General features: G+C 64.7%; 18 protein-coding genes and 1 tRNA gene. 6 read left to right on the plus strand and 13 right to left on the minus strand.

Going from position 1 to position 20081, the window contains the following annotated elements:
- The first annotated feature begins 148 nt into the window (after window positions 1-148).
- The gene (locus QF118_RS10165; protein ID WP_282298952.1) at window positions 149-2041 is read left to right on the plus strand and encodes a hypothetical protein; all 1893 of its coding nucleotides are present in this window, start codon (window positions 149-151) and stop codon (window positions 2039-2041) included.
- A gap of 550 nt (window positions 2042-2591) precedes the next feature.
- On the opposite strand, the gene QF118_RS10170 is transcribed toward QF118_RS10165, so the two are convergent.
- Window positions 2592-2810 carry a DUF1127 domain-containing protein gene (locus QF118_RS10170; protein ID WP_282298953.1) on the minus strand — a complete coding sequence of 73 codons (219 nt, stop codon included), beginning with the start codon at window positions 2808-2810 and terminating at the stop codon, window positions 2592-2594.
- Window positions 2811-3034: 224 nt separating this feature from the next.
- Between QF118_RS10170 and QF118_RS10175 the strand changes: the two genes are divergently transcribed.
- Window positions 3035-4096, plus strand: coding sequence for an Mrp/NBP35 family ATP-binding protein (locus tag QF118_RS10175; RefSeq protein ID WP_282302455.1), 1062 nt, complete (start codon window positions 3035-3037; stop codon window positions 4094-4096).
- Window positions 4097-4181: 85 nt separating this feature from the next.
- Here the strand turns inward: QF118_RS10175 and QF118_RS10180 are convergent, their stop codons facing one another.
- The 4 genes from QF118_RS10180 to QF118_RS10195 all read right to left on the minus strand — a co-directional run bounded on the left by QF118_RS10180 (window position 4182) and on the right by QF118_RS10195 (window position 8256).
- Complete coding sequence (locus QF118_RS10180; RefSeq protein ID WP_282298954.1) at window positions 4182-5336, minus strand: DNA polymerase III subunit delta'; 1155 nt, start codon at window positions 5334-5336, stop codon at window positions 4182-4184.
- Window positions 5333-5953: a dTMP kinase gene (gene tmk, locus QF118_RS10185; protein ID WP_282298955.1), complete on the minus strand. Its 621-nt coding sequence runs from the start codon at window positions 5951-5953 to the stop codon at window positions 5333-5335. Before tmk ends, QF118_RS10180 begins: the two co-directional genes overlap by 4 nt.
- Window positions 5950-7119 (minus strand): D-alanyl-D-alanine carboxypeptidase family protein, encoded by a 1170-nt coding sequence (locus tag QF118_RS10190; protein WP_282298956.1) that lies wholly within the window; start codon window positions 7117-7119, stop codon window positions 5950-5952. Before QF118_RS10190 ends, tmk begins: the two co-directional genes overlap by 4 nt.
- A gap of 252 nt (window positions 7120-7371) precedes the next feature.
- A complete protein-coding gene (locus QF118_RS10195; protein ID WP_282298957.1) occupies window positions 7372-8256 on the minus strand; it encodes an SPOR domain-containing protein in 885 nt (294 codons plus the stop codon).
- Window positions 8257-8512: 256 nt separating this feature from the next.
- Here QF118_RS10195 and QF118_RS10200 point away from each other — a divergent pair.
- Window positions 8513-8602: transfer RNA gene (locus QF118_RS10200), tRNA-Ser, on the plus strand.
- A gap of 820 nt (window positions 8603-9422) precedes the next feature.
- Here QF118_RS10200 and QF118_RS10205 read toward each other — a convergent pair.
- From QF118_RS10205 to QF118_RS10225, 5 genes are all read right to left on the minus strand, one after another.
- Window positions 9423-9845, minus strand: coding sequence for a hypothetical protein (locus QF118_RS10205; RefSeq protein ID WP_282298958.1), 423 nt, complete (start codon window positions 9843-9845; stop codon window positions 9423-9425).
- Complete coding sequence (locus tag QF118_RS10210; RefSeq protein WP_282298959.1) at window positions 9842-10000, minus strand: hypothetical protein; 159 nt, start codon at window positions 9998-10000, stop codon at window positions 9842-9844. The genes QF118_RS10205 and QF118_RS10210 overlap by 4 nt, the downstream gene beginning before the upstream one ends.
- A 93-nt stretch (window positions 10001-10093) precedes the next feature.
- Complete coding sequence (locus QF118_RS10215) at window positions 10094-10447, minus strand: hypothetical protein (protein ID WP_282298960.1); 354 nt, start codon at window positions 10445-10447, stop codon at window positions 10094-10096.
- Window positions 10448-10473: 26 nt separating this feature from the next.
- Window positions 10474-10656, minus strand: coding sequence for a helix-turn-helix transcriptional regulator (locus QF118_RS10220; protein ID WP_282298961.1), 183 nt, complete (start codon window positions 10654-10656; stop codon window positions 10474-10476).
- Window positions 10657-11011: 355 nt separating this feature from the next.
- On the minus strand, window positions 11012-12196 hold the full coding sequence (locus QF118_RS10225) for a tyrosine-type recombinase/integrase (RefSeq protein ID WP_282298962.1): 1185 nt from the start codon (window positions 12194-12196) through the stop codon (window positions 11012-11014).
- A 327-nt stretch (window positions 12197-12523) separates the two neighbouring features.
- Here QF118_RS10225 and QF118_RS10230 point away from each other — a divergent pair, with 327 nt between their 5' ends.
- Entirely contained in the window at window positions 12524-12853 is a 330-nt protein-coding gene (locus QF118_RS10230) for a hypothetical protein (protein WP_282298963.1), read from the plus strand.
- Here QF118_RS10230 and QF118_RS10235 read toward each other — a convergent pair.
- The 3 genes from QF118_RS10235 to QF118_RS10245 all read right to left on the minus strand — a co-directional run bounded on the left by QF118_RS10235 (window position 12850) and on the right by QF118_RS10245 (window position 15849).
- Window positions 12850-14478: a saccharopine dehydrogenase family protein gene (locus tag QF118_RS10235; protein ID WP_282298964.1), complete on the minus strand. Its 1629-nt coding sequence runs from the start codon at window positions 14476-14478 to the stop codon at window positions 12850-12852. The genes QF118_RS10230 and QF118_RS10235 overlap by 4 nt on opposite strands.
- The gene (locus QF118_RS10240; protein ID WP_282298965.1) at window positions 14475-14924 is read right to left on the minus strand and encodes a thiol-disulfide oxidoreductase DCC family protein; all 450 of its coding nucleotides are present in this window, start codon (window positions 14922-14924) and stop codon (window positions 14475-14477) included. The genes QF118_RS10235 and QF118_RS10240 overlap by 4 nt, the downstream gene beginning before the upstream one ends.
- Window positions 14925-15000: 76 nt before the next feature.
- Entirely contained in the window at window positions 15001-15849 is an 849-nt protein-coding gene (locus QF118_RS10245; protein WP_282298966.1) for a LysR family transcriptional regulator, read from the minus strand.
- Window positions 15850-15949: 100 nt separating this feature from the next.
- Here QF118_RS10245 and QF118_RS10250 point away from each other — a divergent pair, with 100 nt between their 5' ends.
- On the plus strand, window positions 15950-18391 hold the full coding sequence (locus QF118_RS10250; protein WP_282298967.1) for a GcvT family protein: 2442 nt from the start codon (window positions 15950-15952) through the stop codon (window positions 18389-18391).
- A 130-nt stretch (window positions 18392-18521) separates the two neighbouring features.
- A complete protein-coding gene (locus tag QF118_RS10255; protein WP_282298968.1) occupies window positions 18522-20063 on the plus strand; it encodes a trimethylamine methyltransferase family protein in 1542 nt (513 codons plus the stop codon).
- The last annotated feature ends 18 nt before the right edge of the window (window positions 20064-20081 follow it).

Consider the following 20081-nt stretch of genomic DNA (forward strand, 5'->3'; position numbering starts at 1 on the left):
GAGTTCTGCCTTCGCAGATACCGGGATGACAGGCGGATTGGAAGGGGCCAATGCCGCCGGGTGGGCCCGCGAGGGGCTTGATTTGGCCCAAATCAGGCGTGACCCTTGCAAGGACGCAAGGCAAGGCTGCGCAACAAGGAACACAGGCATGAAACCGGCAGGAACACCGCCCGGGCGCGCGGGCGCGAAACCTTCGACACGGCTGTGGCAACTGGCCATCCTGTGGAGCTTTGCGGCTGCGACGGCCTTAATCATCGTGGTCGGGATGGCGACCGGGTCCGTGGCGGCGGGATCGCTCGTGTCCTACCTGGTCGTCATGGCGGTTTTTGGCGCCTTGACGGTGGTGTTCATGCTGCCGAACGTCGCGATGATCCTCGGTCTGGTGACATTCGGGCTTGGCTATTTCGTCATGGTCATCGTGATGAACGCCACGTTCTATGGCCTTGTTCTGGCACCGATGATGATCACCGGCACGGTTTTGGGCGCGGGTTTGTCCGGGGTTCTGCTGGCCGGGTTGGTGCTGGTTCCGCAGGCGCTGGTGCTGGTGGACAGGGCGCGGCTGGAAGGCTGGGCGGGCAGGCAGCCGGGCCTGACTTGGCGGCGCCGCGACAGCGGACCGATCGGGCAACTGACCATCGTCTGCAGCGCAAACGCGCTTTACCACGGCAGGCGTGACGGCGGCCCGGTTTGGGACAGTACCGGCCAGGTGCGGCGGCACCTGCTGGAAAGCGGCCAGGTCAAGGCGATCCGCATCCTGTCGCCCCGGGAGATCGGCAAATCCGCAGGCAGCGTCTATATCTGGACCAACGGGAAAGAGGCTTTTGGCGCCGCCGACCCTGCCGCCAGCGACTATACCCTGTGGCTGGATCGCCCTGGCCACACAGAGCGGCCCCTGCCACCCGGCAAAATGTTCACATTCAGCAATATCAACCAGTTGGAGATCAGCGAAGGCGGCGCCGATCAGCCAGGCAAGGTTCTGGGGCAGGCGCTCAGCCTGCAGGCGGTGCCCCGCGTGACCTGTCCGCCTCTGGTCCTGCCGGTGGCCAGCGGGATCACGTCGGGCGGAAACAAGGGCGGGCTGACCCTGCAGCACGGCGCGCCAATGCAGCTGCTGGGCTACACCAGCGCCGATGTCTGGGGGGCCTTCGGGCTGAACGTGCCCGATACCGTCTGGTCCGGGCGCCCGGCCGGGGGGCAGACCTCGCAACAGGCCGCCATGACAGGTTTCGAACAGCGTCGCGTGTCCCAGGCCGGCCTGGCCGCGCCGCTGCTGGACGCCGATCCGCTGTCCGACAAAAGTGAAGACGAAGACCGCGCCATCAGCACCTATCTGCATTCTCTGGGAACCTCCAAGGCGCTGGAGGACAAAACCGAAAAACGGCTGATCCGCCTGCTGGATGCCGTGCATGCCCAACCCACCGCCGCCTATGCTCCAAGATTGTATTCGGGCCTGTTGCTGGCGGGAAAACGCCATCCGGCGATTGGCGCGCGGTTCCTGCCGCAGATGCTGAACTTGGTCGAAGGCAAGCCGCACGGCATTCCGCCCAAACAGGAAAAGACTGCGCGGCATTGCCTGAGCCTGTTGGCCCTGGATGACGCCAGCCGGGCCGCAGCGGCGCCCCGGGTTCAATCGGTGCTGGAACAGGCCCACGCGGCCGATCCGGCCAAGGTTGATGGCGATCTGATTGCCGCGGGCGCCGTATTCGGGCTGGACGTGCTGCCCTTTGCCATGGCCGTCGACATGCCGCTGGGCAAATGGAAGTGGATGCTTTGGGCGGTCCCCTATGCCGCGCGCGCGCCGCTGTACCCCGAATTGCTGCGCCGTGTGCAAACAAGGGTCGAGCAGGGCTCGGGGCGGGTCGTCAAGGACGTGATCGATGCGCTCAGGCTGCTGTATGCCCACGGATTCGAAACCGAGGTGCGCCAGCTGATTGCGAAGCTTCCCGAGGCGGATGCGCAGAAATGGTCGGCGTCGATCACCGGTCCACTGCCGGACGCGGTCAGGGCTGATGCCGGGCGCATGGCGAAAATCGGTTTCTGACCGCCCCGGTCTTTTCAACAAAAGCCTGTAAAAAACGAAAACGGCGACGCTCAGGGAGGAGGAGAGAGCGTCGCCGTTCCGTTGTACGGGCACCCCAGGGAGGAGGAGAGGGGCCCCGATCCAGAATTCGTGCGGCGGTGTCCGGGAGGAGGAGTGGACACCGCCGCTGCGTATGAGAAACCCAGGGAGGAGGAGAGGGTTCCGCATCGACAGGCAAATAATTTTGCCTTCGGTTCTTGCGACGACCACCCAAGGGAGGAGGAGGAGGGCGCCGTCGCTGTATGATGTAGGGCCTCAGGGAGGAGGAGAAAGACCCTGCATCAATATGTGAGGCATACGTGACGCCCCGTAATTTCGTGCGGCAGCCACCCAGGGAGGAGGAGAGGGCGCTGCCGCTTTCGATGTTGGCCCTCAGGGAGGAGGAGAGAGGACCTTCATCCGGTGTGGGCCTTGCGGCCCGCTTGTCTTGCGATGATACCAGGGAGGAGGAGAGGCATCACCGCGAGTGTCCGAAAGGGTCAGGGAGGAGGAGAGACCCTTTGCGGAATTCTTACATCTCGTAGGCCGCCTGATATGCGACGCGGCGGATCATCGAGCGGCTCAGGCCCAGGTCGTTCAGCTCGCGGTCGCTGAGGCTGGACAGTTCGCGCAGGGTCGTCTTGTAGACCGAGCGGCGTGCCATGCGGGCCTTCAGGTCCACGATCAGCGAAGAGAAGCGTGCGCCGAAAGAGTTTTGAGCGCGGGTGTTAAGATCGGTTGCGTATGCCATTGTGTTCGTGCCTCACTGGCTATTGTTCGTCTGGTTGCGCTAAAGATGGGGCAAATGCTGCGGGTGCACAATAGGTGGCGCGGCAATGCTGCTATGCAGCAATTGCATAGGCCGGGCGATGGTTAACCTACCGTTAAGCTTGAAAAATGTGCAAATAACGAGCGTGGGTTGAGTTGCCCCAACGGCACTGCCACGTATCGAAGCAGGATGCAAAAAGGATGAGCATGAGTGAAATGATGGATGCCGTAAAAGCCGCCTTGGCGGGGTTGGAGCTGCCCGACGGTGGAAACCTGATTTCCAGAGACATGATTCGTGCGCTGAGCGCCGAGGGTGGCCAGGTGCGCTTTGTCATCGAGGCCCCCAGCCCGGAAATCGCGCGCCTGATGGAGCCGTTGCGCCGCGCCGCCGAGGCCGCCGCCGCCCGGGTGCCGGGGGTGACGGGGGTGTCGGCAGTGCTGACGGCGCACCAGGCACCCAAGCCGCCACAGTTCAAGATGGGTGGCCATGCCAAACCGCAAGAGGGGGTGATGAAGCCCGCCGGGGTCAAGACGATCCTGGCCATCGGCTCGGGCAAGGGCGGGGTCGGCAAATCGACGGTGTCGTCGAACCTGGCCGTGGCGTTGGCGCGGGCGGGCAAAAAGGTGGGCCTGCTGGACGCCGACATTCACGGCCCCAGCCAGCCGCGCATGTTCGGGCTGACAGACAAACCGGCCAGCCCGGATGGCAAGACGATCCTGCCGCTGAAGGCGCATGGCGTCACGGTGATGTCGATCGGGTCGATGTTGGCCGAGGAGAAGGCGGTGATCTGGCGCGGGCCGATGCTGATGGGGGCCTTGCAACAGATGCTGATGCAGGTCGATTGGGGTCAGCAGGATGTGCTGATCGTCGATCTGCCGCCGGGCACGGGGGATGTGCAGATGTCGCTGTGCCAGAAAAGCGAGGTGGCCGGGGCGATCGTGGTATCGACCCCGCAGGATGTGGCACTGCTGGATGCGCGCAAGGCGCTGGACGCCTTTGCAACGCTGAAAACCCCGGTTCTGGGGCTGATCGAGAACATGGCGGTCTTTACCTGTCCGCATTGCGGCGGCGAGACACATATATTCGGCCATGGCGGTGTCGCGGCCGAGGCCGGGAAACTGGGCGTGCCCTTGCTGGCGCAATTGCCGATCGACCTGGACACGCGGTTGGGCGGCGATGGCGGATTGCCGGTGGCGCTGGGTGATGGGCCCATGGCGCAGGCCTATGCGCAGCTGGCCGACCGGCTGATACAGGGCGGGATCGTCTGACCGGGCGGGGGATGGGGGCGCTGCCCCCTGCGCGCCTGTGGCGCGCTCCCCCGGGATATTTGGGGCAATTGGAAACTGCGGCGCGTCAGTAGGCGCGGGACAGTTGCAGGAACAGATCTGTGACCAGGGCGGCGGGATCGACGTTGACGCTGTGCGCGTGGCGGGCGCGATCCGAGGCCTCCTGGGCGGCCTGCGCCCAGCGGCGGGCGGCGGCGGCATCCGGGGCAAGACGGGCCAGCGCCTTGAACTCGCCCGGGGCGGCCTCGGTTCGGGGGGGCTGGCCGATGGCGCCGGTGCGGGCGATGCGGGCGGTCAGCTGGTCGGTCAGGGTCAGCAGCAAATCGAGCCGGTTTTCGCGCGTCTTGCCGGCGCAGCTGTCGGAAAGCGACAAAAGGCGCGGGCGGTCGAGGTTGGGCAGGCTGCCCAGCACCGCCACCAGGTCGCGGTAGATCGCCAGCCCGTCGAGGTTGAGCAGCCGGATCGCCGCGCCGACCGAGCCGCCCGCCAGTTCGGTCAGTGCCGCGGCCTCCTGTTCGGGGACGTCGATGCGGGCCTGCGCCAGGGCTTCGGTCATGTTGGCCGGGGTCAGCGGGGTCAGCCGCAATTCGCGGCAGCGCGAGCGGATCGTCGGCAGAAGCCGCGCGGGTTGATGCGAGATCAGCAGCAGGGTCGTGCGCGCGGGCGGTTCTTCGAGCATCTTGAGGATGGCGTTGGCGGCCTGGGTGTTCAGCTCGTCCGCGGCATCGACGATGACCACGCGGCGGCCGCCATCGGTGGCGGAAAGCGAGAAGAAATGTGCCAGCTCGCGGATTTCGTCTACCCGGATCATCGCGGAAAAGCGGCCTTCGGCCAGGGCCTTTTCGCGTTCGCGGTCGGTCGAGCCGGCACCGCCGCGCCGGACAAGATGCAGCCCCGGTTCGGACAGCACGCGCATGCGGCGCGCGACCGGGTGTTCGGGGTCGATGTGCAAGGAGCTGGGCGGCGGCGGTGCGCCGAACAAACCGTCGTCCTGCGCGGGCGGTGTGGCCAGCAAAAAGCGCGCGATCTGCCAGGCCAGGGTCGCCTTGCCGACACCGCGCGGGCCGGTCATCAGCCAGCCATGGTGCAGGCGGCCGCCGGTGTAGGCGGTCAGAAAGTCGGTTTCGGCCCGCGATTGCCCGATGACGCGCGCTGTTTCGCGCGGGTGCGGCGCGCCCTGAACGCGGTCCGGTTCGGGAAGGAGCTGTGGCTCGCCGCTCATGTCAGGCGGGCTTTGACGGTGGCGCGGATGTCCTGCGCCACGTCATGGGGGGGGCGGTTGCCGTCGATCACGCAAAACCGGCGGTCGAATTCGCCCGCTAGGGCCAGGAAATCGGCGCGCATCTGCTGTTGCAGGGCCAGGCCGAAATCCTCGAAGCGTTCTTCTTCGGTGGCGCGGGCCTTGGCGCGGGTCAGGGCCTGGGCCGGATCCATGTCGATCAGCAGGGTCAGATCGGGTTCGACCCCGATCATCAGTTCGTGCAACGCATCGACCTTGGCGCGCAGCCCGGCGCGGCCCTGGTACATGCGGGTGCTGTCGGCAAACCGGTCGCAGATCACCACCTTGCCCGCCTCCAGCGCCGGCCAGACGACCCGTTCCAGGTGATCGCGGCGCGCGGCGGTGAACAGCAGCAGCTCGGTTTCGGCGGACCAGCGATCCGGTTCGCCCTGAAGCACCAGCGCGCGGATCTCCTCGGCGCCGGGGCTGCCGCCCGGTTCGCGGGTCAGGATGACTTCGCGCCCCGTGTCGCGCAGGTGCTCGGACAGCGCCCGTGCCTGCGTGGACTTTCCCGATCCGTCGATGCCTTCGAAACTGATGAAGAGGCCGGCCTGGCTCACATCGTCTCCTCGGGCTGGCTTTGGACGCGGGCCAGCAGGTGCCGGCCGGCGGTCATCACACGATCGACAAAGCCGCCTGCCTCGACCGCCTTTTCGGCGACCAGCGGCACGCGGGTTTCCGGCAAGCCATCGGGCGAGATGATCAGTTCGGCCAGTTGCTGGCCCTGCGTCACCGGGGCCTCGACCGGGCCGGTATAGACGACCTCGGCCTTCAGCCCGCCCGGGGTGGCCAGCGGCAGCAGCAAGGTGACGTCCTGCTTGGCGACCAGCCCGACGCTGTCCTGCGCGCCCAGCCAGACATCGGCGCTGGCGATGGCGCGGTCCTTGGTCACGATGGTCTGTTCGGCGAACTGGCGAAAGGCCCAGTTGACGATGCTTTCGGATTCCTCGGCGCGGGCCTTGGCGCTGTCCAGCCCGGTGATGGCAAAGATCACCCGGCGTTCGCCCTGCTTGGCGCTGCCCACCAGGCCATAGCCTGCCTCCTGGGTGTGCCCGGTCTTCAGCCCGTCGGCGCCGATGCCCAGCCCCAGCAGCGGGTTGCGGTTATAGCGGTTCTGGCTTTCCTTTTCGTCGAACAGGAATTCGTCCTGTGCGAACATCGGGTAGAATTCGGGGAAATCCTCGATGATGCGGCGGGCCAGAAGCACCAGGTCGCGCATCGACATTTCGTGGCCGGCGGCGGGCCAGCCGTTGGAGTTGCGGAAGGTCGAGCTGGTCATGCCCAGTTGCTGGGCGCGCTGGGTCATCAGCCTGGCAAAGCCCTGTTCGGTGCCATCGGGCGACAGCGCCTCGGCGACCACGACGCAGGCGTCGTTGCCCGACAGCACGATGATCCCGCGCAGCAGATCCTCGACCTTGACGCGTTCGCCGGCCTTCAGGAACAGGGTCGATCCCTGGTAATCCATGGCGTGCTGCGAGACGCGCAGTTCCTCGTCCAGCCGCAGGCGCCCGTCGCGCACCGCCTCGAAGGCGATATACAGCGTCATCAGCTTGGACATCGACGCGGGCGGGCGCGCCTCGTCGGCGTTCTTGGCCAGCAGCACGGTGCCGGTGGTCTGGTCCATGACAAAGGCGGCCTGGGCGCGGGTGTCAAAGGCAAAGGCCTGTCCGGCCATGATTGCCAGCGCGCAGGCGCTTGCCAGAAGGGTACGGGGCAGGGCGGTCATGCGTCGGCTCCTGTGCAAAATCGCGAGTCGGTTTAAGTTATCGCCCAAAGCGCCGGGGCTGTCACGCGCAGGCGGCGCTGTTTTGCGCGGGCCTTTGCGCAAGGATGCCTGCCGGAGGGCGTTCGTCGGCGCCGCCTCGCGGATTTCAAGGCATGGGCAGATCGCCAAACCTGAGCCCAAAGCAAGCCCCCAAAAAGAAAAACCCCCTTCCGCACCGGGCGGAAGGGGGCTGATTTCTAGCTCTATGGCCGGTCAGTTCGTCACGGCATAGGCGTCGGTAAACCCGGTGCCCTTGATCTTGGTCAGCAGGGCCGACAGCTCGTCCTTGCTTTGGGCCGGGCCGACGATGACGCGCCAGAACACCTTGCCGTTGGAATTGTGTTTTTTCACCGTGGGAACCATGCCGTCCTGGCGCATCGCCGTGGCGGTGTCCTTGGCGTTCTGCTCGACGCTGAAAATCCCGATCTGGATATAGGGTTTGTTCAGGGTCGACGGTTTGGCCGGCGCCGGGGCGGCGGCGGCAGGCTTGGGCGCTGCGGCAGGGGCTGCGGCAGGTTTGGAGGGCGCCAGGGCGGCGGTTTCGATCGCGGCCGAGGCCCCGGAAACCACAGGGTCCAACGCGCCTTCGACCACTTCGGGGGCGGCGGGCATCATGCCTTCGCTTTCCACCGGCTCGGCCATGGCGGCGGGCGCAGCGGCCACTTCTTCGCGCTTGAGCGCGACGACGTTCAGATTGTTCGGCTGGCCGGCCAGCATTCCCAGCGCAGCGGCGGCGTCGGACGACACCTGCAGACGCGGCCCCGGCGACTGGCGTTCACGCCGGAACAGCGCGCCGATCACGAATTTGCCGTTCTGTTCGTTGCGGATGATGATGCGGCCCGGTTCCTTGACGTCCGGATGCGCCACCCAGACCCCGCCAAGCGACGGACGCCCATCCCAAAGGCCGGCTTCGGTTGCCTGGAAAATCTCGGGGGCTTCGATATCGCGTTCGGTCGTCGCGGTGCCAAATCCGGTTGCGGCGCGCGTCACCTCGGCTTCGCCTCCGCCAGACTTGGGCTGCAAAAAGCCGGGCATCTGCCCGTCCGCGCAGGCCGACAATGCGAAAAACCCGAAGATAAGCACCGTATTACGCAGCATTTTGCTACGAAGTGCCAAGGACCACCTGCTCATTACGTGCCTCTCGCCTTTTTGCGCGGACGTTGCCGCGACCTGAAGCCGGGATTTGTTGCGTGTCCCGGTCTTTTCTGCCTCGTTCGGGCGCTTTTCGGCCCTATTGAACAGGACACTACCCTGTTGCAGACCACATGAAAAGCCTGCACCTGAGCCTTGGGCGGATTTTCCCTTGACTGTGCGCTTTTAGAATCAATCCGGCGAGGCTATCTAGCTTCAGGACGGAGGTTTGGCAGAGTGGTCGAATGCGGCGGTCTTGAAAACCGTTGGGCGTGAAAGCGTCCCCAGGGTTCGAATCCCTGAGCCTCCGCCAGCCATGTCGCTTAAGTGTCTAAAATAGAACGATTTTAGATGGATTGCGGCCTTCTGTACCCCCATCTGTCCCCCCACCTGTTTTATCATGCTCCTGAATCTAGATGCGGTGCAGGGGCAAAAACCCCTTCATTTTGCCCGCGCAAGAAATTGACCCCCGCCACCGGTTCCTGTGGCGTTCGCGGCAAGATCGACCCTCCCCCTACTTGAAAAACAATCAAGCTACGCCTGCGCCCTGTCCCTCTCGTGCCTGCGCCGCGCCGCCGCGCGCTTTCGGCAACGCTCACGGCAATAGCGCGCATCCCTGCGCTTGCAGACAGGCAGATCGGCCCCGCACCAAAGGCAACGCCAGGACTTCGACGCCAAGCGGCGCAGTAGCCCCATGACACGGGCCTTTCGGTTCGTATCGCCTTGAGGCCATTGGCACCGCTCAAAATGCGCGGACCAGCCTTGTGCAGTCCGTGTGATATGAATGGCGAAGGGATCGGGCGCGGGCATGGTGTCAAAATCCTCTCTACCTCAGAGACGGGTCAAACCCTTGACGCCAAACGGCGCTGGGCATTGACCCCAAAAAATTTGGAAACCCCGCACAAAAACCGTGCTTTCCCGTCACAATCACTGTGCCACCTGCCGCGTCCAGATCGGCAAGTGTCTGAAAATTTGTGACGGGAAAGCCTGTTTTCGCCACTTCGCCCGCCACAAAAACCCGGACATTTATACATCTAGCCATAGGCATAGGTGCAAAGGGGTTGTCACGACAGGCGCGCCGCGACCTTCGCAAACCTTGGCAGGCGGGCATTTGTTGACATGCGGGCAGACCATCACGCGCGCGCCGCCTTCTTGGCCGGACCGGCACCGGACACACGCCAGCGCATGAACGATTTGGTCGCGGGTCTGCCATCTGGCGTGGGCAAATCTTCCAAAGCCCACTTGGACGCCAGCCCGATGCCGGACGGGCCTAGATGGTGCCTGACCGTGCAACGGATAAAACCCCGCGCCTCCAATTCATCGAAATAGGGGCCTATCGTGTTGCGATGCACATTCAACGCCTTTGCGGCCTCTCTATGGCTCAGGAAAATCTCGCCATTGTTGCCGCCCAGGAACCGCCGCTTCAATTCGACATACAGCGCGCGGGGACCGGGTTTCATCGTGGCCCATGCTTCGCAGGCTTGCAGGTGCTCGGGAAGTTGGACGTGACGTCCAACCCCCTTTTTGTACAGTTTGTAAGGTTTCGCATAGCTCATTTGCGGTGGTCCTTCTTTATCAGGGCCAACCACAGGCGCAGGGTAACGGTGACGTCCCCCGCGCCGCCCAGCGAATACCAGACGGCGCTTGCTGCGCTTCGAGCCATGACGTGAACACGCCCGTCGCGCTTTTCGATGCGGTAGCGCTCAGTCATCGCAGCACCTTGAAAAAACCATAGGTGCAAGGGTGCGCGCCTGTTCTTCGGTCAGGCCGAAACGGCGGCGCAGGCGGGCAATCTGTAGCCGTCTCATGCTGCATCCTCCGACAGCGCCCGCGCGGACGGCGGGAACCGCAACTTTGTGCGGTCACAGTCCGGTGACAGGCGATAATAGGCGACGTTTTCCGGCCCCCGGTACTCGACCAGGATGGGCCATGCGTACTCGTGCTTGAGGCGATGGATAATTGCCCCCAGCCGCCAGCCGCGCACCTCGCGGATTTCCGTCTTGTGCGAAATGGTGCGGCCTTCGATCAGGGCTTCGCAGGTCCAGAACACTTGGGTTGGGTTCGAAAACCATTTGTTTTGATTTGACATAACTGTCTTGTCCCTTGCAGCCGCAAAGGCGCGGGCGATACCCGGCACACTCGAATTGAGTTGAGGCACAACCCGCCCTTTGGGCGGAGTTGTGATTAACTATCGCGGCGTGATGCCAGCGCGTTCAGCCATTCTTGCAATGACACTTCGGACCACCCGACAGCACGCTTTCCCAATTTCAACGGCTTGGGAAAGCTGCCATCGGCGACCTTTGCGTAAATGGTGGATCGGGACAGGCCGGTTACGGCTTCAACTTCTCTTCGTCTGAGAATCCTCAAGGGCTTCTCCTTTCAGCGGTGCGCCCCGGAATCACTTTTCGCAGGGACTTTGTTGCTGTAAGGAAGAGGTGGGGAGCTTTCATTTCCCACCTCGGCGGTTTCGATGCTTCAAAGCTCAGGCGCATTGCAGTGCGCGTAGGGCTTGCATCGGAGCCGCCGTCATGCCGCCTTACGTTCGACATGAAACAGTTCTAGCCTTTCCGGGACCCCCCTTGAACAAGTTTTTTCCCTGAATCCCCATATATTTTGTGTTGACGGGCAAGGGGTTGGCTAAACTTGGGGGCTTGTCCACAATTCCTGCACAAGCAGCCTGTGGGGAAAATCCTTAGCCAACTAAGTAATTGCGTGGTTTGCTTCACAGGTTATTCACCATTGCGGCAGCCTCTGCCCATAGCTCCATAAGGCCGCGTCTTTTTTTGAACAAATCGGATCGCGCGTATGCTGCCTCCGCTTGATTGCGGATGGTATGGGCCAACGCTGCCTCTGCAACCTCGCGCGGCGAGTCGGTCTTTTCCTGCGCCCACATGCGAAAGGACGTGCGGAACCCGTGAATATCGACGTCAAATCCCAACTCGCGCGCCAGCTTGGACATGGTCGCATCCCACAGCGGACGCCCGCGCTTTGCCCCCGGAAAGACCAGGTCGGACCCATCCGAAAGGCTTTGCGCGGCCTGCAATATCGCCACCGCGCGCGGCGACAGGGGAACCCGGTGTTCGCGCTTGGCTTTCATCCGTTCGGCGGGAACCGTCCAGACCGCCGCGCTCAGATCAATCTCGGACCATACAGCGCCGCGCACTTCGCCCGACCGCGCGGCAGTCAAAATGAGAAATTCAATCGCCAGCTTCGTGACAGCGCCCGCCTTGGACGCCTGTACGGCCCTCAGAAACCCCGGCACTTCGGCATAGGGCAGGGCCTTGCGATGCACCTTGCGACGGTCATGCTTGGGCAGGGCCTGCGAAATTGCCTCTGCCGGGTTGTCCTGACGCCAGCCCTTTGCCACGGCCCATTTCATAACCATGCCGATACGCTGGCGCACACGCCGCGCGGTTTCGGGCTTGTCCGTCCAGATCGGGGTCAGGACGCGCAAGACGTCGCTGGTGTTGACCTCACCCACCTTGACCGGGCCGATGTGCGGGAAGGCATAGGTTTCGAGTGTCGTTAGGAATTGCGCCGCGTGTTTGGCGTTGCTCCATGTCGGGCGGTGCATCTCGTGCACCTTGCGCGCGGCCTCCTCGAATGTCAGGACCGCCAGCGCCTCTTGCTTGGCTTGGATGGGGTCACCCCCTGACCGCGCGACCTTGCGGTTCTGTAGCGCCGCCTCGCGCGCCTCTGCGAGTGTCACCAGCGCAGCACTGCCAAGCCCCATTTCGCGCCGCTTGCCGCGAATGACAATGCGTTGAACCCAAGACCGGGAACCATTCGGTTTGACCAGTAGGTAAAGCCCGTTCCCGTCAAAATACTTGCCAGGTTCGGTGGCATTCCTGACGCGCTGGGCGGTCAGGGCCTTTTCGGGTCTGCGTGCTGTGACGTTGCGGGCCATTGGTTCCCCCATCTGTCCCCCCATAAACTACGGGAACAGGCAGGACGATAGCGGAACACGATGGACATGAGAAGCCTTTATCTATCTGATTCAATTGTTTTTAATGGACTGCGTCGGAATGTTGTGGAACTTGAAAACGCAGACTGAGCCTCCGCCAGCTTCACATCGAACGACAGGCAGAGATCGCCAGTTTCGGACAAGGCGGGGTTGTCTGGCCTTGGTTTCGGCCTTTTGCGCTGGTCGTTTCGCGCATCGCGCTTTAGCCTGCCGTCAGCCTTCGCCGGGGTGGGGTGTCGCGCGGGGCTTGATCCCAAGAGGGCTGCGACCATGGATTTTGTGAAAACTGCGTTGGGTGTGATCCTTATTCCGATCATCGCCATCGTGTTGTTTTTCTGCATCCTTTTGTATGGTTTCACCATGTTCGGGATCGTTTCGGGCAACAGTGCCGTATCGGCCGAACGTGCGCCGCATCTGACCTCGCTCATGGTTTTCGTGACGGGCGTCTGGCTGGCCTCGGTTGTCGGGTTTTTGCGCGCCTTGATCACCGGCGAGACAGGCGGCATGGCCTTCAGGCTGTTTTCCGCGGGGCTTGCGATTGCGACCCTGCTGGGCGCTGCCATACCATTTTATTACGCCGAAATCGTCATGGTGCACTAGGCCTGCTGCGGGACGGGCGGGGGCGCGGCGGGATCGTCGCGGCGCGCACGGGTCAGCCATCCGCGATATCGTACGATCAGAGCCCCGGTGATCGGCGCGCGCAGCGCCACGTCGAAATGGAACCGGCCTTCGTTCACGGTTTCGCTGGCCTCGGAGACGGGCAAAAGCCAGCGCGGCAGCGGGATGGGGCCGATGCGCCCGGCCTTGACCGGGTAAAGCAGCGCGCCGTCCTGCACCCGCAGCCCCAGCGTAAAGGTAAAGGGCCCAAAGCGCTCGGTCATTCCGTCCGGTGTCGCCCTCAGGAACGAACGGAAGCGGCGTTCGCCAAAGCGCCGTTCCCATGTTTCGCCTTGGGTATCGGCGGATTTGGTCACGGTGACGGCCATGTCGGGGGCGGCGGGGGGAAAGCCGAACAGCAAGGCCAGCAGCCTCGGCCAGGCTCCGGTGCCGCGGGTCACGGTGCTGCGCCCTTCCCAGCGGGACTGGCCGGCGGTCAGGTGGGTTTCGCGGATTTCTGCGGGCAGTTTGGCGAAATCGGAGCCCAGAACGCGGGGAAAGATCGGGTCCAGCGGCTGGCTGTCGCGCCGGGTGGTGACGCGAAGGTCGGTCATGGCACTCTCGGCTTCGTCCAGGGTGATCACGCCCAGCGCGGGGCCTGCGCCGACCGGCAGGGCGGGCCGTCGCAACAGCGCGCGCGCTGCGACCGCCGGGATGAAGGGACCATCGCCGCCCTCGGCCAGCAGCGTCCAGCTGCGCCGTTCCTGCGCCGTGATGACCGTGACCGACATGCCGCCGCGCCCGCTGCCAAAGGGGCCAAGCGCATCGGCCAGCAGCTTGAACACCCGGACCAAGGGCCGGGTGATGGGGATCGGTACAACCCGGCGCAGCAGGGCAAACGCCGCCAGCCCATAGCGCATGACCCACAGTTCCAGCCCGGCGCGAAAGACCACGGTTTCGGCGTTGAAATGGGCGGGGAACAGGCGCAGGTCGGGAACTTCGATCAGCCAGCCTTGCCGCGTCACACCGCCTGGCAGGTCATAGCGGGCAGGGGCCGACCAGCCGTTGGCGCGGGTCCAGCGGCCGCCGCGCCAGACCATGATCGGGCGGCCGGCTTGCTCGAGGATGGATTGCATCACCGACAGGCCGCGCGGGCTGCGGTTGCCGGGCAGGATGGCGCTGTCGATCATCTGCGGCGTCTTGCCGGCTGCCAGCGCCTGAACCGCCGCCGAGGACAGCGCAGGCACCGACGACAACCCCGAGATCACGCACAGGCCCGCCGCCCTCGCCTCGGCGTCCAGCCGGGCGATGTCGGCGCAAAAACCGGCGTTGTCGGACAGGTCCAGGTAATGCACCCCCTGCGCGATCGCTGCGCGCGCCAGGCGATAGGGATCGTCGCCATAGGCATGAAAGGGACCGGCGGCATCCACGATGACATCGTGTTCGGCCAGAGCATCAAGCGGGCCGTTTCGGTCCATCCGACGCGCCGCGCCGCCGATTTCGCCTGCCAGCCGCTGCGCCGCCACCTGGTTGCGCCCGGCGATGCAGACCGCGTGCCCGTCCTTGACCAAGAGCCGGGCAAGCCGCTCTCCGAAGACGCCATAACCGCCCAGCACCAGCACCTTCATCGCAGCAGCCGCTTTTGAAAGGCGGGGTCGGGCAGGGCACACATGTCGGCGCGGCCAAACAGGGCGATGCGGTTGCGCGCCAGGCGTCTGTACAGCCAGTTGCGCAGCGGCCCCGGCACCAGCCGCAGCAGGCCGGTGACCCGCGCCCAACCGCCAAAGCGTGCCCCGGCGTGGATGACCGCGTCGAAATCGCTATGGGCCTGGCCCTCGTCGATGAAAAGCCAGCTGTCCGGGTCGCTGGCGGCCATGCCGTAATGGGCCAGCAGCGCCGCGCCCAGCGGCGATTGCATCGGGCAGATGCGCACGCGCCCCGTGCGGTCCAGCCGGTGGATCATCCGCGCGCCCCAGCTGCAAACCGCGCATTGCGCATCCATCACCGCCAGCGGCGCGCTGTCGTCAAAATCGGGCACCGCCGGATCGTCGCGATAGGAATAGGGCTGGGTCATGATGCGTCACTATGGGGTGCGCCCGCGCCCTGGCGCAAGCGGGGCGTTGCGCGGGGCGGCGTCTGGTCGCGCGCGCTCAGGGCACCAGCGTGTTGCGGATGACCGATATCAAGCGGCGCGAGGCATGCGAATGGCGGTGCCTGAGGTGCACGGCGGTATAGATCGTCTGCGCGATCCCGGGCGCGTCCTTGACGTGGGCAAAGCCGTGGTTCTCGACCAGCATGCGGGCCTCGTCCTCCAGCACAAATCCGGCGCCGCCAAGGGCGGTCAGCAATCCGACCACCGCCGAGGACTGGCCGCAGGACAGCGGCGCCTGATCGTATTGCGGCAACAGCCGCTGGTGCTGGCGGCTGAAGGCGGCGGAATAGGCGCCCCGGATATAGCGCGCGGGGTCGATGTCGGCAAACTGCGGGCCAAGCGAGGACACCAGCCGATAGCGCACTTCGCCAATACTTTCGAAATGCAGGTCGGGCAGGGGGCGGGGGGTAAACATCACCGCAAGGTCCAGATTGCCGGCCAGAAGGTCGGTGCACATCTGGGTCGAATAATCGAGCTCGATGTAAAAGGCCGCCTCGGGGAACAGTTCGCGAAAACTGGTGACCCAGGCGCCGATGCGCGGCCCGGCCAGGTCGATCTGCAGCCCGACGCGCATGGCCAGCGCGGTATTGCCGGCCGCAAGCGTGGTGCGCAGTGCTTCGGTCCACAGGTGGCGCATTTCGCGGGCGTGGGGTTCGAACGTCAGGCCTGCGGTGGTCAGCGCCGTGCCCGCGCGCGATCGGCGGAACAACCGCCGCCCGACACGTTTTTCCAGCGCCGCCATGCGCGCCGAGACCGTCGATTGCGTCAGACCCAGCCGATCCGCCGTCTGGTTGAAGCTGCGGGTTTCGACAAGATCCAGAAAGGTTTCGATCCACTCGGGTTGCATGGCGATCCTCTAATCGGGTTTCTCGATCAATATTACCGAAATATCCGGATTGAAAAGACTGAAAAAACGCAGGAAATTTTCACCAAAGCAGGAGAGTGGAATGTCGGACTTACCCAAGAGCGCGCGTGTGGTGATCATCGGGGGCGGGGTCGTTGGGGCCTCTTGCCTGTATCATCTGGCCAAGGCCGGCTGGAGCGATTGCGTCCTGCTGGAAAAGAACGAATTGACCGCCGGATCGACCTGGCACGCGGCGGGCAATATCCCGACCTTCTCGTCCAGCTGGTCGATCATGAACATGCAGCGCTATTCGACCGAACTTTACCGCCGTCTGGGCGACGAGGTCGATTATCCGATGAACTACCATGTCACCGGCTCGGTCCGGCTGGGGCACAGCAAGGAACGGATGCTGGAATTCGAACGGGTGGTCGGCATGGGCCGCTACCAGGGCATGGCGCTGGAAATGCTGGCCCCCGAGGACATCAAGGAACGGTATCCCTTTGTCGAAACCCATGATCTGGCCGGGGGCATGTACGACCCCTATGACGGTGACATCGACCCGGCGCAACTGACCCAGGCGCTGGCCAAGGGCGCGCGCGACATGGGCGCCCGGATCATCCGCTTTTGCCCCGCCACGGGCGCGCGCCGCGACGGCGACGAATGGGTGATCGCCACCCCCAAGGGCGACATCCGCTGCGAATACGTGGTCAACGCCGCCGGGTACTATGCGCGCGAGGTCGGCAAATGGTTCGGACGCGATCTGCCGATGATGGTGATGAGCCATCAGTACATGCTGTTCGACACGGTCCCCGAGGTCGAAGCCTGGTCAAAGGAAAATGGCCGCAAGCTGCCGCTGCTGCGCGATGTCGACAGCTCGTATTACCTGCGCCAGGAAAAGAACGGCTTCAACCTTGGCCCCTACGAGCGCAACTGCAAGGCGCATTGGATCACCCAGGATGATCCTTTCCCGCAGGATTTCAGCTTTCAGCTGTTCCCCGATGATCTTGAGCGCATCGAATGGCACATCAATGACGCCATGGCGCGGGTGCCGCTGCTGGAAAAGGCCCCGCTGCAAAAGAACATCAACGGCCCCATCCCCTATACGCCCGATGGCAACCCGCTGATCGGCCCGATGCCCGGCGTGCCCAATGCCTTCGAGGCCTGCGTTTTCACCTTTGGCATCTGCCAGGCGGGCGGGGCGGGCAAGGTGCTGGCCGAATGGGTCACCGAGGGCCAGACCGAATGGGACATGTGGTCCTGCGATCCGCGCCGCTTTACCGGTTTTTGCGACGAAGATTACTGCATTGCCAAGGGCATGGAGGTCTATGGCCACGAATACGCGATGCATTTCCCGCATCACGCCTGGCCCGCCGGGCGCGACAAGAAACTGTCGCCGATCCATGCGCAGACCAGCGCGCTGGGCGGGGTCTTTGGCGCCTACAACGGCTGGGAGCGCCCGAACTGGTACGCGCGCCCGGGCGACGACACCTCCGAAGAGGGCACCCAGACCTGGCGCCGCGAAGGGCCCTGGTTCGACGCGGTGCGCGCGGAATGCGAGGCGGTGCGCGACGCAGCGGGCATTCTGGACCTGCCGGGGTTCTCGCGCTTCCGGCTGAGCGGGGCAGGGGCGGCGGCCTGGCTGGACGGGCTGATCACCGGACGACTTCCGGCGCAGGGCCGCGTGGGGCTGGGCTATTTCGCCGATGACAAGGGCCGGATCGTCACGGAAATGTCGATTGCCCGCCTGGCCGAGGATGAGTTGCTGCTGATCACCGCCGCGACGGCGCAGTGGCACGATTACGAATGGCTGGCGCGCGACCTGCCTTCGGGGCTGTCCTTGACCGACGAAACCGACGACTGGACCTGCCAGATCCTGACCGGGCCGAAATCGCGCGACATCCTTGCCGGGGTCTGCGATGGCGATCTGTCCCTGCCCTGGCTCAGCTGGCAAACGGCGCAGATCGCCGGGGCCGAGGTGGTATTGTTCCGCGTCAGTTTCGCAGGCGAATTGGGCTGGGAAATCCACAGCCGTCCGGGCGACACGGCAGCGGTCTTTGATGCGGTCTGGAAGGCCGGGCAGCCGCACGGATTGCGCCCCTTTGGCATGTTCGCGCTGAACAGCCTGCGCATCGAAAAGGGCTATCGCGCCTGGAAGGGCGACCTGTCCACCGACTACACCGTACTTCAGGGGGGGCTTGGCCGCTTTGTCGATTGGTCGAAACCGGCGTTTCGCGGCAAAGCCGCGCTTGTGGCGGAAAAGGCCGCAGGCCCCAGCAAACGCTTTGTCACGCTGGTGGTTGAGGCGGGCGACTATGACCCGCCCTACATGGCGACGCTGTGGCAGGGTGACACGGTCGTGGGTGAAACCACCAGCGGCTATTGGGGCCACCGTGTCGGGGCCTGCGTGGCGCTGGGCATGGTGCGCGCCGATCTGGCCGAACCGGGCACCGCGTTGGAGATCGAGATTTTCGGCACCCGCCACCGCGCCATCGTGCAAGAGGACAAGCCGCTGTGGGATCCGGCAAATGCGCGGTTGAGGGGCTGATTTGCGGCCAGACGCGCCCCGGTGCCTCTGGCCTTTCGACTGTTGAACACGACAGGACAGCATGGCCATCGTCCTCGGTCAGCGGACAGGGTCGGCGCGTATCACGAGGAACAAGGCGATGGCACAAGACATGATCGACGCTTCTCAATCCCAGTCCCGCCGGTCAGGCGGACGGGCGGCGCGGCGCGCGCTGCGGGCCGCCCCCTTGGCCGAGGATATCCGCCCGATCCGCGCCGGGATGAGCGGCGGCCAGTACCGCCCCCTGACCGAGGCCGGGATGCAGCGCATCCACCAGGCCGCGCTCGAGGCGCTTGAGGTCATCGGTCTCAGCCAGGCGCCGGCATCAGGGGTCGAGGCGATGACCCGGGCAGGGGCGATCCAGGGCGACGACGGCCGCCTGCGGTTTCCCCGCGCCCTGGTCGAGGACATGCTGGCCAAGGCCGCGCGCGACATCACCCTGCATGGCCGCGACCCCAGGCACGACCTGCACCTTGGCGGCACAAGGGTGCATTTCGGCACTGCGGGGGCGGCGGTGCACCTGGTCGATCTGGCCACGGGCACCTATCGCGACACCACCGCGCAGGATCTGTATGACGCGGCGCGCATCGTGCATCACCTTGACAACGTGCACTTCTTGCAGCGCCCGATGGTCTGCCGCGATATCCTTGATAACCTCGAAATGGACCTGAACACGCTGTATGCCTGCTGTTCGGGCACCACCAAGCACGTCGGCACCTCGTTTTCCGATCCTTCGCATGTCGCCCCCGGGATCGAGCTGATCCACCAGATCGCCGGCGGCGAAGCGGCCTGGCGCGCGCGGCCCTTCATCTCGAACTCCAACTGTTTTGTCGTCCCGCCGATGAAATTCGCCGAAGAAAGCTGCATGGCGATGGAGCATTGCATCCGCGCCGGAATGCCGGTGCTGCTGCTGAGTGCGGGGCAGGCGGGGGCCACCGCGCCCGCGCCCATCGCCACCGCCATCGTGCAGGCGGTGGCCGAATGCCTGGCAGGGGTCGTCTATGTCAATTCCATCGCGCCGGGGCATCCGGCGATCTTTGGCACCTGGCCCTTTGTCAGCGACCTGCGCACCGGGGCGATGTCGGGCGGGTCGGCAGAACAGGCCCTGCTGACGGCGGGCTGCGCGCAGATGCACCATTTCTACGGCCTTCCGGGGGGGGCTGCGGCGGGGATCAGCGATTCCAAGCTGCCCGACATGCAGGCCGGATGGGAACAGGGCATCACCAACGTGCTGGCCGGTCTGTCAGGGCTGAACATGGTCTACGAGGCGGTGGGCATGCATGCCTCGCTGTTGGGGTTCTGTATGGAATCCCTGATCCTGGGCGACGACATTCTAGGCCAGGTTCTGCGCTGCGTGCGCGGCATTGACGTGACCGAGGACAGCACCTCGATCGAGGTGATGAAATCGGTCTGCCTTGAGGGGCCGGGCCACTATCTGGGCACCGATCAGACGCTGGCGCTGATGCAGACGGAATATGTCTATCCCGTCGTCGGCAACCGGATGAGCCCCAAGGAATGGGACGAAGCAAACCGCCCGATGTTGCTGGACCGCGCGATCGCCCGCAAGAACGACATTCTTGCCAGGGCGGGCAGTCAGATCGCCCCCGATCTGGATCGCGCCATTCGCGCCAGCCTGAACATCCACTTCAAGTAGAACAGCGCCGCCCCGCGC

The organism is Tropicibacter oceani (assembly GCF_029958925.1).
Classification (GTDB): Bacteria; Pseudomonadota; Alphaproteobacteria; order Rhodobacterales; family Rhodobacteraceae; genus Pacificoceanicola; species Pacificoceanicola oceani.